Here is a 14,303-nt window from a genome sequence, read left to right as displayed (position 1 = left end):
CCTTAATATTATAATTCTTTATAAAAAGAATAGCTTACCTTATCGTAGCCTTCTCTTTCATAAAAACGATGTGCATCAACTCTTGGAAACGCTGATGTAAGAACGATAGAACTGCACCCTTTTTCTTCCCCCCATTTTTCTACATATGACAGCAGAACCTTACCATATCCTTTTGATCTGTGAGCTTTTGCAGTTACAAGGTCATATACGAAAACATGTTTCTCATTATAAAAATTCGTACAAATCGCTACACCAGCTAGACTAACAACTTCGTCATCTTCATTCTGTAACGAGAGTAGTTTATAATTTTCTTTTTTCATTTTTTGAAATAAAGAACTTGCTTCTTCTCTTGAGATTTTTGTTCGTAATTGCTGTAATACAGGGAATACATCATGTAAATCAGCTTCTGTTACTACTTCTCTAATATTCATTATGATTCTCTCCTTGCTATTTATTAAATTTTCTAAATGTTATATCATCATTATAAAAAGTAACTGCCCTTAACTTAAGTGACAGTTCGATTATTTTTTATATGGCCAGTTTTTAAAGGAGAATTCTTAAAATGGATCTTACTATCCCATTACAATTAGAAAGTAAAACACCAATTTACTTACAAATTTACGAATATATGAAACGAGAAATTTCTCAGGGATTACTACCTGCCGGTACACGCCTTCCTTCTCACAGAAATTTAGCGATACAACTTAATGTTAGTCGTATTACTGTTGAATCTGCTTATCAACAATTACTAGCTGAAGGTTATGTAGAAAGTAAACCGAAACGTGGGATTTTTGTTGCGGAAGTTGATATTGATGTCATTCAAAATAAACAACACGTTGCGTCAAACAGCGCTAACAATATTAAAAATGAACAATATGACTATGATTGTAGCCAAGGCCTTATTGATCAAAAAGCTTTTCCAATTACAAACTGGAAAAGAGCATTACAAGAAACTTTATTCCAGTATGAAAATGATTTATTTGCTAGAGAAGATCCTCAAGGTGAGTTCATTCTACGAGAACATATTTCAAAATATTTATATCATGCTCGCGGGGTACATTCTACACCTGATCAAATTATTATCGGAGCCGGTACGCAGCCTCTTCTTTGGCTACTACTCCAACTGCTTGGTTCAAAAAAAGAATATGGAATCGAAAACCCTGGATTTCACCGTATAACTGCTATGATTCAAAGTTCTGCTCTTCCTGTTCACCCTATACCTCTAGATGATAAAGGTATTCATATTTCAGCTTTACGTGAATCAAGTGCTAATGTGGCATACGTCACTCCATCTCACCAATTTCCTCTTGGAATGATTATGCCATTATCTAGAAGGCTCGAATTATTAAGATGGGCCAATGATTGCGAAGGATATATTATTGAAGATGATTATGACGGGGAATTTCGTTATGTAGGAAAACCTATCCCCTCTTTACAGGGACTAGATTCAAATGAACGCGTTATTTATATGGGAACTTTCTCGAAATCCTTTTTACCTTCTTTGCGAATGGGGTATATCGTTTTACCACCTCATCTTTTAAAAATCTATAAAGCGCTTGGAGGCATGTTTAAACAAACTGTTTCTACCCTGCAGCAACTTGCCTTTGCAGCCTTTATTCAAAATGGGGATTGGGAACGCCATATTAATCGAAGTCGTACGTTATATAAAAGAAAACATATTTCTTTAGTTAAATCTATTACAAACGAAATGGGCAATAGCGTTCATATACTCGGTGAACAATCAGGGCTTCATATCGTACTTCATGTTCATAATGGGATGAACGAACAAGAACTTATTCATGCTGCTGCAAAACAGCGAATCAAATTGTACCCACTCTCTACATATGATTCTGTACATAATTTAAGAAAGGCGTCTTATGTATTACTTGGTTTCGGCAGTATTCCCGAAGATAGTATCGAAACGGTTGTCAAATTACTGAAAATAGTCTGGTTCCCTAACTAAAAATAACTCCACGTAAGTTATACTTACGTGGAGTTATTTTTAGTTACTATTTTTCTGATACTTGCCCTGATCTCGCTGTCCTTCCTGGACGCTTTACACCAGTTGTTTCTGTTGAATAAGAAGCTTCAATTATAGCAGTTGGATCTACAGAGAGAACGAGATCTTTCATTTTTGGATAAATGAAACGGTTTGTAATACAATAAATAATTCTCTGGTGCTCTCCTAAAAAACCACCTTCTCCATGTAGATACGTAACAGACAGTTGTAATTCTTTCATAAGCAGTTCGCCAATTTCTTTATTTTTATTCGAAATAATCATGACGCTCTTTCCTTGATTAATACCGTCTAATATGAAATCTATCATCTTCGTAACAATATAGAAAATTGCTAATGAGAACATCGCTTGCTCAATTGAAAATAAAATAGCAACAAATACAAAAATAACCGCATTTACAGCAAGTAAAAATGTACTAATTGGTACTTTAAAATGCTTGTTCATCCATACAGCTAACATTTCTGATCCATCAATTGCTCCGCCCATTTTTACAACAATCCCAACACCAACACCAAATAGAACTCCTCCATAAAGTACAATTAATAATTCCGAAGTCGTAATTGCTGGAAATGGTTTTAAATAAATCAATCCGAGTGTTGTAACAACATTTGCATAGGATGTACGGATGAAAAACTTCTTCCCCATTACTTTTGCAGTAAATAGTAAAATCGGGATATTAAGTCCTAAAAACACTCCGTAAAGCGGTAATCCAGCAACTTTATTTGCCATAATAGCAATAGCCGTTACCCCGCCATCTACTAATCCATTAGGTGCTAAAATAAGCTCTAATGAACCTGCTACTATAATCGAGCCAATTGTTAATAATAGGTATTCAAATATTTTTTTCATTCATTACCCCCAAAACTTATATATTTTCTTAGTATTATTTTAACGTAATTTTACTACTAATTCAAAGATATCGGTTTATATACACAGAATTCTCACCTTTACGGCGATTTTTATGTAATTTATTTATAGAAACACACTTACTTATTACAGTAAGTGTGTTTCTAACGTTTATTGAAGTTTTGAGTATGAATTCATTTTCATTTTAAATATTTCATCAACTGCCTTATTATATCCACCAGCATTCCGAAGTGACTCTCCAACTTTACGACTATTCTCTTTAAACGTCACATCATCCATTACTTTCTTTACAGTCTCACGTAACAATTCAGAAGCTAATTCTTTACGATTAAGCCTTATTCCAGCCCCTACTTCAGTCACTCGTTTCGCCACTAAAGGCTGATCTCCTGTTACCGGAATTACAACTAACGGGACACCGTAATATAGTGCTTCACTCGAACTATTCATACCACCATGTGTCACGAATACATCAGCATGCTGTAATACTTCTAATTGTGGTACATAATTATACAACTTAAAGTTATTCGGAATGTTTTCAAATTGACTTATATTTATCTTCTTACCAACAACTAATACGACTGTCGCTTCTACATCTTTAAACGCTTCAAAACATTTTTCATATAGCCCAGGTTGTTCATTAAAAACTGTTCCCATAGAAATGAAAATCACTTTTTCATCTTTTAAATCTTCAATAGGAAAGCTGCCTGCTTCTTTTCGAGCAGCAATTGATGGACCGACAAACTTATACGATTCATCGAATACATCTGACCGCGGCTGATATTCTTTTGAAGTATATACAATAGTAATATCACCAGGATGATTCATAATATCATACATACTATTACATTTCATACCATACTGCTTATTCCATTTTGCCATTCCCGCTAAACAAGATTGATATAATGGATTCGTTTCATCTACTTGTCTTGATTCTTGTTCATCGTTAAAAGTAATGTACTGATTAAAAGCAAATGTTGTACAGGAAGAAACACTAGGTAATTTTAAAACATTCGCTATAATACGTCCTACTGGAAAATGATTATCGTATATCAAGTAATCGTATTTTTCGCCTTTTGTTTCTTCTACAATTTGAGTCACAATACGCTCTGATGCTTCAATCATATGAGATAGCATCGTCAAAGGACTCCCACCTTCATTTACTCGTTCCATAATATTAATTTGAGAGAGAAAATTCTCAAACACTCGGAATTCTGCACCTGTTGCTTCAATCTTCTTTCTATAATCTTCAATACAATACGAAACAACTGTTTCCCCTCGCTGAATTAACTCACTAACAATAGCTAAAGTCGGATTAATATGACCTTCTCCAGGGAAATTTATTACGAGTACATTTGCCATAATATTCTCTCCTATCTAATATAATTAATAATTAATCATGTTAATTAATTTAAAACTATTATAAAGGAATCTATTCTACTTCTTCATATTTTTCTCTTCATTTTATTATTGAGAAATATTTTTCAAAACCTACATTATAATCCTCATACAAGTACGCTGAACTCTTCATTTACTGAAAAATACGAGATTTACATTCAGGCATTTTTACAGGTGTATCATCAAAAACATTATTTTGATAATTCATACAAAACTAGAAAAATATAATTTCCACACCAATTTCTCACAATAGATTTATTTAAGTTCTATGTTTTCCCTATCATTATCCACTTAGTACATATTTTGTTATATAATGAATTTATGGAATTTACAGAAAAAAGGAGCACCTTCATGCTACAACAACTATTCACTTCATCTATCTTATCTGTTCAAACTTTACACCCAGGTTATGAAGATCATGCAAGCGATGTATTTCTTGTTAAAACAGCATCTGAAGAAGTTATTGTTCGTTCCTCAAAAATGACTGAAGAGCCTAGCAATGATTTTTGGTGGGGATGTAAAAACCTTTTTGGAATTGATCCAAGGAACGTACATTATTTAGAAACAATACACGCATTATTGAAAAAGCATACTACCTTACCAATCCCTACTATTTTACAAAAACATATTTTAAATGGCCAAGAGTATGTAATCGTCGAAAAACTAACCGGAAGTACACTGCAATCATTTATCGGACAACCTGATTCTATTTTATTCAGCCTTGGAAAAGGACTAGCAGAGATTCATTCGTTTCAAGCAGAGTTTATAGGAAACCCATCAAGTACTTTCCACATTTCACTAGAAGAATTTAAGTCTCACATATTAAAAGTCAGTAAAGATCTTGTAAATAGGTTCTATTCCGATAACGCGGGCATCCATAACGCATTTCATACTTTTGAGTCACAACTCTCTTCCTTGCCAGCACCAAAGGAAGCTACACTCGTTTTAATTGATATGGACCCTACTCAGTTTTTATCAGATGGTACAACTATTACGGGTTTAGTAGATACAGAAGCCTATGCAGTTGCTCCTCGAGAGTTTGATTTCATCGGCTTAGAATATGTATTTACAGAAAAAGAGGCTCATGCTTTTAAACAAGGTTACGAAACCATTATGCCCATTCCTCGTCTTAAAGAATGTAGACAACCCTATCGATATTTATATCGCTTATTATCTGTTCAGGGTAATGTGGAGTTAGAAAAGTGGCTAAGTCATCCATCCTATTTTTAAATACGAATGAGAGGGATTATGAAATGAATATTGAAAAAAAGAAATCTTTAACAGCAAACGAAATTCAGCAAATGAAAGATTTATCTCATATTTGCGGACAACACGATCAAATTGATTACTCGTCAGATTTACATGTAAACTTTTTAACTGCTCGTAATAAAGAAAAGATAAATGATTTTCTATTTTATGATAATACACAATTAATCAGTGCATTAAGTATGTATGACTTTGAAAGACCGACAAAACTGGAGTTAATAGGGTTTGTCCATCCGAACTATAGGAAACAACATATAGGCACCACTCTTTTACAAACCGCAATGAAAGAAATACGAATAAGGGAGGCAGATGAAGCTCTTCTTATTATGAATGGGGATTCTGCTTCTGGGAAAGAATTTGCAAAACAAATGAAGTTACCTTATTTATATAGTGAATATAGTATGGAGTTCAAAGCAAAAGAAGTGCAAAAAACAACAAAGAATACTATACAGCTCACTCTTGCATCTTCAGAATCACTTCTTAATCTTATTGAAATTTCCAGTAAAGCCTTTGGAGATTCTGTAGAAAATACCGCTACATGGTTACAGAAAATGATGAATTCACCTTCCCATCAAGTTTACAGTGCCCTTATCGATGAAAAAGTGATAGGAACGATTACAGTTTCTGAGCAAGGGCAATCTACTACACTATCAGGATTCGCAGTTCATCCTTCTTATCAAGGTAAAGGATATGGTAAAGATATTCTTAGTTATATGGTACATACACTTATTACAGAAGGGATTTCAACAATTGAATTAGACGTCGAAACGAAAAATAACAATGCTTTAAAACTATATACACAATGTGGTTTTGAAATTAAAACGAAGCATGACTATTATAATTTAATGAATTTTGAGGAGCATACATATGTCTAAAAAACTAATTTATTCTGATTATGATGTTTTTGCAGACATCTATAATAAACATTGGGGACATTTTGCAGAACACTCTTATCCAGCCTATCATAAATTCATTTTACAAGATGCAGCTTCCCACTCCCGTATATTAGACCTTTGCTGCGGGACTGGACATCTTACTAGGAAACTAATTGATAATAATTTTATAGTAACTGGTATAGATGGTTCTGCTCAAATGATTGAACACGCACGTCAAAACGCGCCAGATGCATCCTTCACCGTCGATGATGCACGCTCTTTCAAAGTGAATGAGAAATTCCACTATGTCATTTCAGCCGGTGATAGCTTAAATCATATAATGAAATTAGATGAGCTAAAAAACACTTTCCATCATGTTTATTTAGCATTATATGATGGAGGTACATTTGCATTTGATATGAATATGGAGAAAGGTTTTCTTGAAAGTTGGAGTGCGTCCTTTCACATTTCAGAACAAAAATATGTCTGTACGATAAACTCTACTTATGACATTGAAAGAAAAAAAGCAGAAATGAACTTTATACTATTTAGGCATGACATAAATGCTAATTGGAAAAGAAGTGACTTTTCTTTTGAGGAAGCTTGTTACTCCAATGAAGAAATAATTTCTTCATTGGAATCTGTAGGATTTAAAAACATTCAACTACATGGTACAAATAGAACATTTTTTATTTGTGAAAAATAAAAAAACTGAATCAGAACGATTCAGTTTTTTCTTAATATATTTACAACAGCAGTCATTTCATTATTTTCTTTATAAACACGTGGAATTCTTCTGTCTAACATACATGTAACTTCATAGTTAATTGTCCCTAACATATCTGCTATTTCTTCTACCGCAATTTCTTCTTCGCCTTGTTTACCATAGAATACAACTTCATCTCCAACTTGTACTGGCATTGCTTTCGTAACATCTAGCATAAGCTGATCCATACAAACACGGCCAATAACAGGTACTCGAACTCCGTTTATTAGTGCATGTCCTTTATTAGACAACTGACGATTATAACCATCCGCATAACCAATCGGGACAGTTGCAATCCATTCTTCACCCGTTGTTACATACGTATTTCCATAACTAACACCACGTTTTTTCTTCGCATGTTTAACATGAGCTACTTTTGATTTTAAAGACAACGCTGGTTTTAACGCTACAACAGTATGATCAACTTCTTTCGAAGGATACATTCCATAGATTCCAATACCGACACGAACCATATTTTGAAATGTGTTGCTAAGTTCCATTGATCCTGCACTGTTTGAACTATGAATATATGGAAAATGAATTCCCAATTCTTTTGCTGTATTTACAGCTTTTTCGAATAAACCTGTTTGCATATTCGTATATGCTTTATCAGTTTCATCAGCGGTAGAGTAATGTGTAAACATTCCTACCACTTCCACATACTCCATACGGTTTAATTCTTCTAAAAATGGTTTCACTTCTTCTTCTTGTAAACCGATACGACTCATTCCTGTATCAATTTTCACTTGAATTTGTACTTTCTTTTGAAGACGGTTTGCAATTTCATTTATACTTTGTAAATCTTCAATTCTATAAACAGTCATCATAACGTCATATTGAATTGCATCTTCCACAGCTGCTACTGATGTATAGCCCAAAATTAAAATCGGGACAGTGATTCCAGCTTCTCTTAATTCTATTGCTTCATCTACAAATGCAACTGCAAGTTGGTTTATTCCTGCTTCGATAGCAGACTTGGCAACTTCAACTGCTCCATGGCCATACCCATTCGCTTTTACAGCAGCCATCATTGTAATATTTTCATCATTCACATGTTTTTTAAATTCTTTTACATTATGTTTTACAGCATTTAAGTCAACTTCAACAATTGTATCTCTTCCATATTTCAAGCTCATTGGTCTAACTCCTAACTCAATAATTACATTCCATTCTATTTCACGTTTCATATGACCTTTTACAATATAATACTTTTCAATATGCTAGTCAAACTACTAGAATTTTCGGAATTTTGAGTATGATATAATACCCTTAAGAAACTATTATATACGGAGATGAGGAGAATTACAATGTTTGTACAATCTGCGTTGCACCAACTTAAAGTTGCTGTCGATACTTCTATTCAAATACTGAACCAATATACTGAAAGTGATTTAATAATAAAACCGATTGAATCAAAGCGTTCATTATTTGAAATGTATACACATCTTCCCCTTATTTTCCATGCGGATTTGCTCGTATTAAATGGTATTTCGGAAAAAGAGTTACATACCTTTTATATAGAACAAACACCAAAAACGATTACTCAAATGCAACAAATGATGATAAAAGGGTACGAACTACTTTCTAAAACTTTCTTATCCTATTCCAATGAAGAGTTAGCGGAAATTATGACTGCTTATTGGGGTATTTCTTATTCTCGATTCGAATGGTTGCTTGAAATCGTTGCACACTTTTATCATCATCGCGGACAAATTCATATTTTATTGTGCGAGCACATTAAAGATCCTAACATACCTTTATTTCAATAAAGGTATGTTAGACGACATGAAACTTCTCTAAGGCAAATAAAATACCACCTTCACTCGCCTTCTTTGTAACGAAATCTGCCCTTGTTTTTAACTCTTCTCCGCCATTCCCCATCGCAATTCCTAATCCTACATACTGTAACATCTCAATATCATTCCCACCATCTCCGAATGCAATTGCTTCTGACTTACAAATTTTTAGATGTTCCAATACCTTTTGAATTGCAGTTAGCTTCGATACTTTATTATCTTCCAACACATTCATAACGTAACCATGAAAACGTTCAAACGTAAGTGCTGGATATCTTTCAAAGAATTTTTGAGCTTCTGTTTCATCAGCATACAGACATACACAATAAATCTCTTCTGATAAGTTTCTAATTTTGTCAGGATAATGTTCTAAATTTAACGTTTCATTTAATGCTCGTATTACACGTTCGTCTTCTGAGGCAATACCATTCATTACAAATTCTTCTGTAAAATAAGAAACACTATGACCATGTAATTCAGCAAAACTTGAAATATCATGAACAATTTCACTTGAAAGTACCGATTTATGTACAACTTCATCAGCACATTTTATATGTGCACCATTTGCAGAAATAAACGTATTTATGCCCAGCTCTTTAAATTGTAAGCATAAACTATATGGTCTCCCTGTTGTAACAACTACGTGAATTCCTTTATCTATTAACCTTTGTACCGCTTCTTTTGTGCTTTCATGCATACTTCTATCAATCTCGCTTAAAAGAGTACCGTCAACATCAATAAATACAACTTTGTACATATCCTCTTACATCCTATCTAAATGATTTGTATCATTTATAAAATGAATAGTTTTCTGTTTATCCGTAAGTTCAATCAAGCTAATTCCCGTATCTCCCATTTTAAAATAATAGTCCATGCTAATTGGCATTTGGAAAAACGCTCGTAAAATACTATTTATTACACCACCGTGTGCAACAATTGCAATTCGGTCATATGTATTCTCTGTCACGATTTTAGAAAAGATTCCTTCTATTCTCATTCTAAATTCAATAAATGATTCCCCGTTTTCAAAACGATCATGGAGAAATTTTGGCTCTGGATATTTTTTCGCTTCTTCAAAGGATAAACCGGCTTGTACTCCATTATTAAACTCCATTAATTCTTCTTCTAGTTGAATTGGGCATCCGATTTCTTCCGCTAATGTTTCAGCCGTTTCTCGAGCACGTTTTAATGTGCTTGCCCAAATGAAATCTGGCGGGAAATCCGCTTTCACTTTCTGTACAAGTCTTTGTACTTGCTGTCTTCCCTTTTCTGTTAATTCAAAGTCAGCTCGTCCTTCATGTACATTTAAAATGTCGGCTTCTGATTCTCCGTGGCGTATTAGTAGTATTTGCATGCTTATTCCCCCTTATCAACTTAAAACCAAGATTAGATTTTAACATATTATTAAAAATTTTCAAAATAACAAAAGCAATCCCCATTCTAAAATGAATGAAAATTGCTTTTGTTAACACCTATTTTTCATCTAAACTAGCTTTAGACCTTCCTCCTACTCCCCAATGTGAACTCGGGATTTCATTCACTAAAACACGCACTCGTCCAACATCTACATCTAAGTTTTTCGCAACTGCCTCTGTAACATCAAATATTAGATTTTGAATTTGCTCCTGCTTTCTACCTTCTATTATTTGAATTTGTATAATTGGCATTTTTATCTCTCACTTTACTATTTATTCACAAAACATCGCTACACTTCCTAAATCATCAAATTGTGCAATTATGGAATCTCCTGCTTTAAATGCAATCGCTTCAGATAATGCTCCACTTAATACAATATCACCTTTTTTAAATCCTTCATTTTGTAAACCAAGTTTATTTACCGCCCAAGCAATTGCCTCTGCTGGATGTCCCAGCACTGCTGCCCCCGTTCCAGTTGTAGCAATCTTACCATTTTTCGACATAACCATCCCTACACTAGCTAAGTCTATTTCTTTAGCATCCATCCATCTACTTCCCAATAAAAACTTTGAAGATGAACAATTATCTGCTATTACATCAGGTAATGTAAATTTAAAATTTAAATACCTGCTATCAATAATCTCTAAAGCTGGCGCAACATATTTTGTTGCCTTTAATACATCATCTGCTGTCACATTCGTTCCCTGTAAATCCTCACCTATTAAAAAAGCAATCTCTGGTTCTACTTTTGGATGAATCAATGTTTCGTATTGCAATGGCTCCCATTCGAACGCTAACATATCTTCCAATAAATATCCGTATATCGCTTCATCAATACCCATCATTTGTTGTTTTGCTTTACTCGTTAACCCAAGTTTCACACCAACTCTTTTAGAACCTTCGTTCATTTTCTGTTCAATTAAACATTTTTGTAATTTATAAGCATCCTCTACTGTTAAATCTGGGTGCTTATCCGTTACTTTTACTACTTCTTTCCTTTCCTTTTCAGCTTGAAGTAAATAGTCAATAATTTCTAAATCTGCCCCTTTCACTAAAGCCATATGTTACACCCCCATTTTTATCTTTGCTAATTCTGCCGCTACATCTAAAATCATATCCTCTTGTCCTCCAACTACTTTTCTTTTCCCCAGTTCTATTAAAATATCACGGGCATCTACATTAAATCGTTTTGCCGCTCTTTCAGCATGTAATAAAAAGCTAGAGTATACACCAGCATATCCCATTACAAGACTACCTTTTTGAATTTCTTGTGGTGCTGGCAATAAAGGCGCAACAACATCCTCAGCCAAGTCCATCATCTTATATAAATCTATATCTAGCTTATATCCGATACGATCTAAAACAGCGAGCAATACTTCTGTTTGGGCATTTCCAGCTCCAGCTCCAAGACACCGCACGCTTCCGTCAATACGTGTCGCACCTTCTTCAATTGCCGCCACTGTATTCGCTACTGCAACAGAAAGGTTATTATGACCATGGAAACCAATTTCAATATTTAAAGATTGACGCAAAGCACGGATACGTTCACGTACTTCATGAGGCAATAAAGCCCCCGCTGAATCTGTTACATAAACTGCTTCTGCACCATAACCTTCCATAAGCTTTGCTTGTTCTACTAACTTTTCAACCGGTGCAGAATGTGCCATCATTAAAAAACCGCATACTTCCATTCCTAACTCACGCGCAAATTGAATATGCTGAGCTGAAACATCAGCTTCTGTTACATGCGTTGCTACACGAACAATTTTCGCACCAATACTTGCAGCTTGCTTTAATTCATAGATCGTTCCAATGCCGGGAATTAATAAAACAGCTACTTTAGCTTGTTTACACTCATCTACCGCTGCTTCAATCAGCTTCATTTCATTAACTAACGACTTTCCATATTGTAATGTGGATCCTCCTAAGCCATCCCCATGACTCACTTCGATATAATGCATACCAGCCTCATCTAATGCCCTTGTAACAGATCGAACTTGTTCTTCTGTAAATTGATGTTTCATTACATGGCTTCCATCACGTAAACAAACTTCCGTTATTTTCACTGGCATTTCACTATTTCGCCTCATTCATTACACCTCTTTTCTTCTCCGAAATGATTTGCACGGCAAATTCTTCACCTACTTTTAATGCCGCCGCTGTCATAATATCTAAATTACCGGCATAAGGGGGAAAATAATCTCCAGCTCCTTCAACCTCTAAAAATACAGTTACTCGATTCCCATCAAACATCGGCTCTTGTTTTAAAGAATAACCCGGAACATATCGCTTCACTACTTCAACCATCTTATAAATAGCTTCTTGGATAGAAAATTCATCCATATTTTCAACTTCACAATATACTGTATCTCTCATTAAAATAGGCGGGTCTGCAGGATTTAATATAATAAGTGCTTTCCCGCTGTCTGCTCCACCAACTTCTTCAATTCCACGCTTTGTGGTAATAGTAAACTCATCAATATTTGCCCGTGTACCTGGACCAGCACTTAAACTTGAAATTGTAGCAACTATCTCTGCATATGTAACATTTGCTACCTCATTAATAGCATAAACAATCGGAATCGTTGCTTGTCCCCCGCACGTAATCATATTAACGTTTTGCTTATCTACAAAATTATTATTTTGTATAGCAGGGCAAACGAACGGTCCATATGCAGCAGGTGTTAAGTCAATTACTATTTTTCCAAGTTCTCCTAATACTTTTGCATGATAACTATGTGCTTTAGCTGAAGTTGCATCAAATACAATATCAGCTAAACTTGGATTATCAATAATTGCTTGTATTCCATTATCAAAAACCTCGTATCCCGCTTCTTTTGCTCGCTTTAAACCATCCGATTCCGAATCTATTCCGATCATGGCATTCAGCTCTATGACTTCACTTTTTCTTAATTTATACATTAAATCCGTGCCAATATTACCTGATCCAATAATAGCTACCTTTACTTTCTCCACATCTATCCCTCCTTTTTCAATCCTTTAATCTATATGAAGGTAACAGAAACCGATCCGAGTGAACCGAAATCAGCTTGAATACTATCTTTACTATTTACTGAGACTGCACCAGATAACGCACCTGGTAAAATTAACTCCCCTGCTTTTAATCCAATATTAAACTCATGAAGTTTATTAGCTAGCCAAGCAACAGCTTGCGCAGGATGCCCTAATGCAGCCGCACCAGCACCCGTTGCAATTAAACTCTTATTTTTATAAAGTGTCATTCCGGTTGTACGTAAATCTACTTTATCAACACTAGAGAATGTATCACCAATTACAACTTTTGCCGACGATCCATTATCCGCCACTGTATCAGCAAGCCGAATTTTCCAATCAGCAATTCGACTATCAATAATTTCAAGTGTAGGCACTACATATTTCGTCGCCATTAGTACGTCAACATATGTAATATTAGGCCCATTTAAGTCTTCTGCTAAAACAAACCCTATTTCTGCCTCTATTTTGGGAGATACAAAGGAACTTATTGAAATTTCACTACCATTTTCTATCTTCATATCATCTAGTAAATGTCCATAATCTGGTTCATTTACCCCAAGCATCTGCTGCATCGCAACACTCGTAAGTCCAACTTTCTTTCCAATTACACAACGCCCATTCTCCAACTTTCTTTCTACTACTTCAAGCTGAATATTATAAGCATCCTCAACAGATAAATTAGCATATCTCTCAGTAAAAGGAGGTATCCCTACTCGTGAATTTTCAGCTTGTAATAGTTCATCAGCTAATTCTTTAATTAACAATTGCTTTCACCTCATTTTTTAAATTTATATATCCCCAATCAATGACATGATAACTAGCCCCCACCTAACTATTTTATTTCCATAAATGTCAGATGGGAGCTTTGAACTTTAAGTTAAAACATCAC

Annotated in this window: 16 protein-coding genes; 5 read left to right on the top strand and 11 right to left on the bottom strand. The window is 34.5% G+C overall.

Going from position 1 to position 14,303, the window contains the following annotated elements; all coding sequences use genetic code 11:
• Positions 1-8: 8 nt before the first annotated feature.
• Entirely contained in the window at positions 9-431 is a 423-nt protein-coding gene (locus tag LUS72_RS10225) for a GNAT family N-acetyltransferase (protein WP_097829688.1), read from the bottom strand.
• 131 nt (positions 432-562) lie between these two features.
• Here LUS72_RS10225 and LUS72_RS10220 point away from each other — a divergent pair, with 131 nt between their 5' ends.
• Positions 563-1,963, top strand: coding sequence for a MocR-like pyridoxine biosynthesis transcription factor PdxR (locus tag LUS72_RS10220; protein WP_097829689.1), 1,401 nt, complete (start codon positions 563-565; stop codon positions 1,961-1,963).
• Positions 1,964-2,009: 46 nt separating this feature from the next.
• On the opposite strand, the gene LUS72_RS10215 is transcribed toward LUS72_RS10220, so the two are convergent.
• Positions 2,010-2,867: a YitT family protein gene (locus tag LUS72_RS10215; protein ID WP_097829690.1), complete on the bottom strand. Its 858-nt coding sequence runs from the start codon at positions 2,865-2,867 to the stop codon at positions 2,010-2,012.
• Between the two features lie 168 nt (positions 2,868-3,035).
• On the bottom strand, positions 3,036-4,244 hold the full coding sequence (locus tag LUS72_RS10210) for a macrolide family glycosyltransferase (protein ID WP_097829691.1): 1,209 nt from the start codon (positions 4,242-4,244) through the stop codon (positions 3,036-3,038).
• Positions 4,245-4,631: 387 nt separating this feature from the next.
• Between LUS72_RS10210 and LUS72_RS10205 the strand changes: the two genes are divergently transcribed.
• From LUS72_RS10205 to LUS72_RS10195, 3 genes are read left to right on the top strand one after another with little or no spacing between them, the layout of a single operon-like run.
• A complete protein-coding gene (locus LUS72_RS10205) occupies positions 4,632-5,510 on the top strand; it encodes an aminoglycoside phosphotransferase family protein (RefSeq protein WP_097829692.1) in 879 nt (292 codons plus the stop codon).
• Between the two features lie 23 nt (positions 5,511-5,533).
• Positions 5,534-6,421, top strand: coding sequence for a GNAT family N-acetyltransferase (locus LUS72_RS10200; RefSeq protein WP_264448887.1), 888 nt, complete (start codon positions 5,534-5,536; stop codon positions 6,419-6,421).
• Positions 6,414-7,127, top strand: coding sequence for a class I SAM-dependent methyltransferase (locus tag LUS72_RS10195; protein WP_097829694.1), 714 nt, complete (start codon positions 6,414-6,416; stop codon positions 7,125-7,127). The genes LUS72_RS10200 and LUS72_RS10195 overlap by 8 nt, the downstream gene beginning before the upstream one ends.
• Before the next feature lie 20 nt (positions 7,128-7,147).
• Here the strand turns inward: LUS72_RS10195 and alr are convergent, their stop codons facing one another.
• Complete coding sequence (gene alr / locus LUS72_RS10190) at positions 7,148-8,323, bottom strand: alanine racemase (RefSeq protein WP_097829695.1); 1,176 nt, start codon at positions 8,321-8,323, stop codon at positions 7,148-7,150.
• A 171-nt stretch (positions 8,324-8,494) separates the two neighbouring features.
• On the opposite strand from alr, the gene LUS72_RS10185 reads away from it, so the two are divergent.
• Complete coding sequence (locus tag LUS72_RS10185; RefSeq protein WP_264448886.1) at positions 8,495-8,956, top strand: DinB family protein; 462 nt, start codon at positions 8,495-8,497, stop codon at positions 8,954-8,956.
• 7 nt (positions 8,957-8,963) lie between these two features.
• On the opposite strand, the gene LUS72_RS10180 is transcribed toward LUS72_RS10185, so the two are convergent.
• The 7 genes from LUS72_RS10180 to LUS72_RS10150 all read right to left on the bottom strand — a co-directional run bounded on the left by LUS72_RS10180 (position 8,964) and on the right by LUS72_RS10150 (position 14,178).
• Entirely contained in the window at positions 8,964-9,740 is a 777-nt protein-coding gene (locus tag LUS72_RS10180; RefSeq protein WP_097829697.1) for a Cof-type HAD-IIB family hydrolase, read from the bottom strand.
• A 6-nt stretch (positions 9,741-9,746) separates the two neighbouring features.
• Positions 9,747-10,337: a histidine phosphatase family protein gene (locus LUS72_RS10175; protein WP_097829698.1), complete on the bottom strand. Its 591-nt coding sequence runs from the start codon at positions 10,335-10,337 to the stop codon at positions 9,747-9,749.
• Between the two features lie 118 nt (positions 10,338-10,455).
• Positions 10,456-10,650: a 4-oxalocrotonate tautomerase gene (locus tag LUS72_RS10170; RefSeq protein WP_097829699.1), complete on the bottom strand. Its 195-nt coding sequence runs from the start codon at positions 10,648-10,650 to the stop codon at positions 10,456-10,458.
• A gap of 21 nt (positions 10,651-10,671) precedes the next feature.
• Positions 10,672-11,460, bottom strand: coding sequence for a 2-keto-4-pentenoate hydratase (locus LUS72_RS10165; protein ID WP_097829700.1), 789 nt, complete (start codon positions 11,458-11,460; stop codon positions 10,672-10,674).
• 3 nt (positions 11,461-11,463) lie between these two features.
• Positions 11,464-12,489, bottom strand: a complete 1,026-nt coding sequence (gene dmpG / locus LUS72_RS10160; RefSeq protein ID WP_264448885.1) for a 4-hydroxy-2-oxovalerate aldolase — start codon at positions 12,487-12,489, stop codon at positions 11,464-11,466.
• Positions 12,476-13,375 (bottom strand): acetaldehyde dehydrogenase (acetylating), encoded by a 900-nt coding sequence (locus LUS72_RS10155; RefSeq protein ID WP_098361929.1) that lies wholly within the window; start codon positions 13,373-13,375, stop codon positions 12,476-12,478. Before LUS72_RS10155 ends, dmpG begins: the two co-directional genes overlap by 14 nt.
• 29 nt (positions 13,376-13,404) lie before the next feature.
• A complete protein-coding gene (locus LUS72_RS10150) occupies positions 13,405-14,178 on the bottom strand; it encodes a 2-keto-4-pentenoate hydratase (protein WP_097829703.1) in 774 nt (257 codons plus the stop codon).
• Positions 14,179-14,303 lie beyond the last annotated feature (125 nt).

The sequence above is a fragment of the Bacillus cereus genome, from assembly GCF_025917685.1.
GTDB classification, from domain to species: domain Bacteria; phylum Bacillota; class Bacilli; order Bacillales; family Bacillaceae_G; genus Bacillus_A; species Bacillus_A cereus_AT.
The sequence above is the reverse complement of the archived record's forward strand: the minus strand, read 5'-3'. Positions and strand labels throughout refer to the sequence as shown.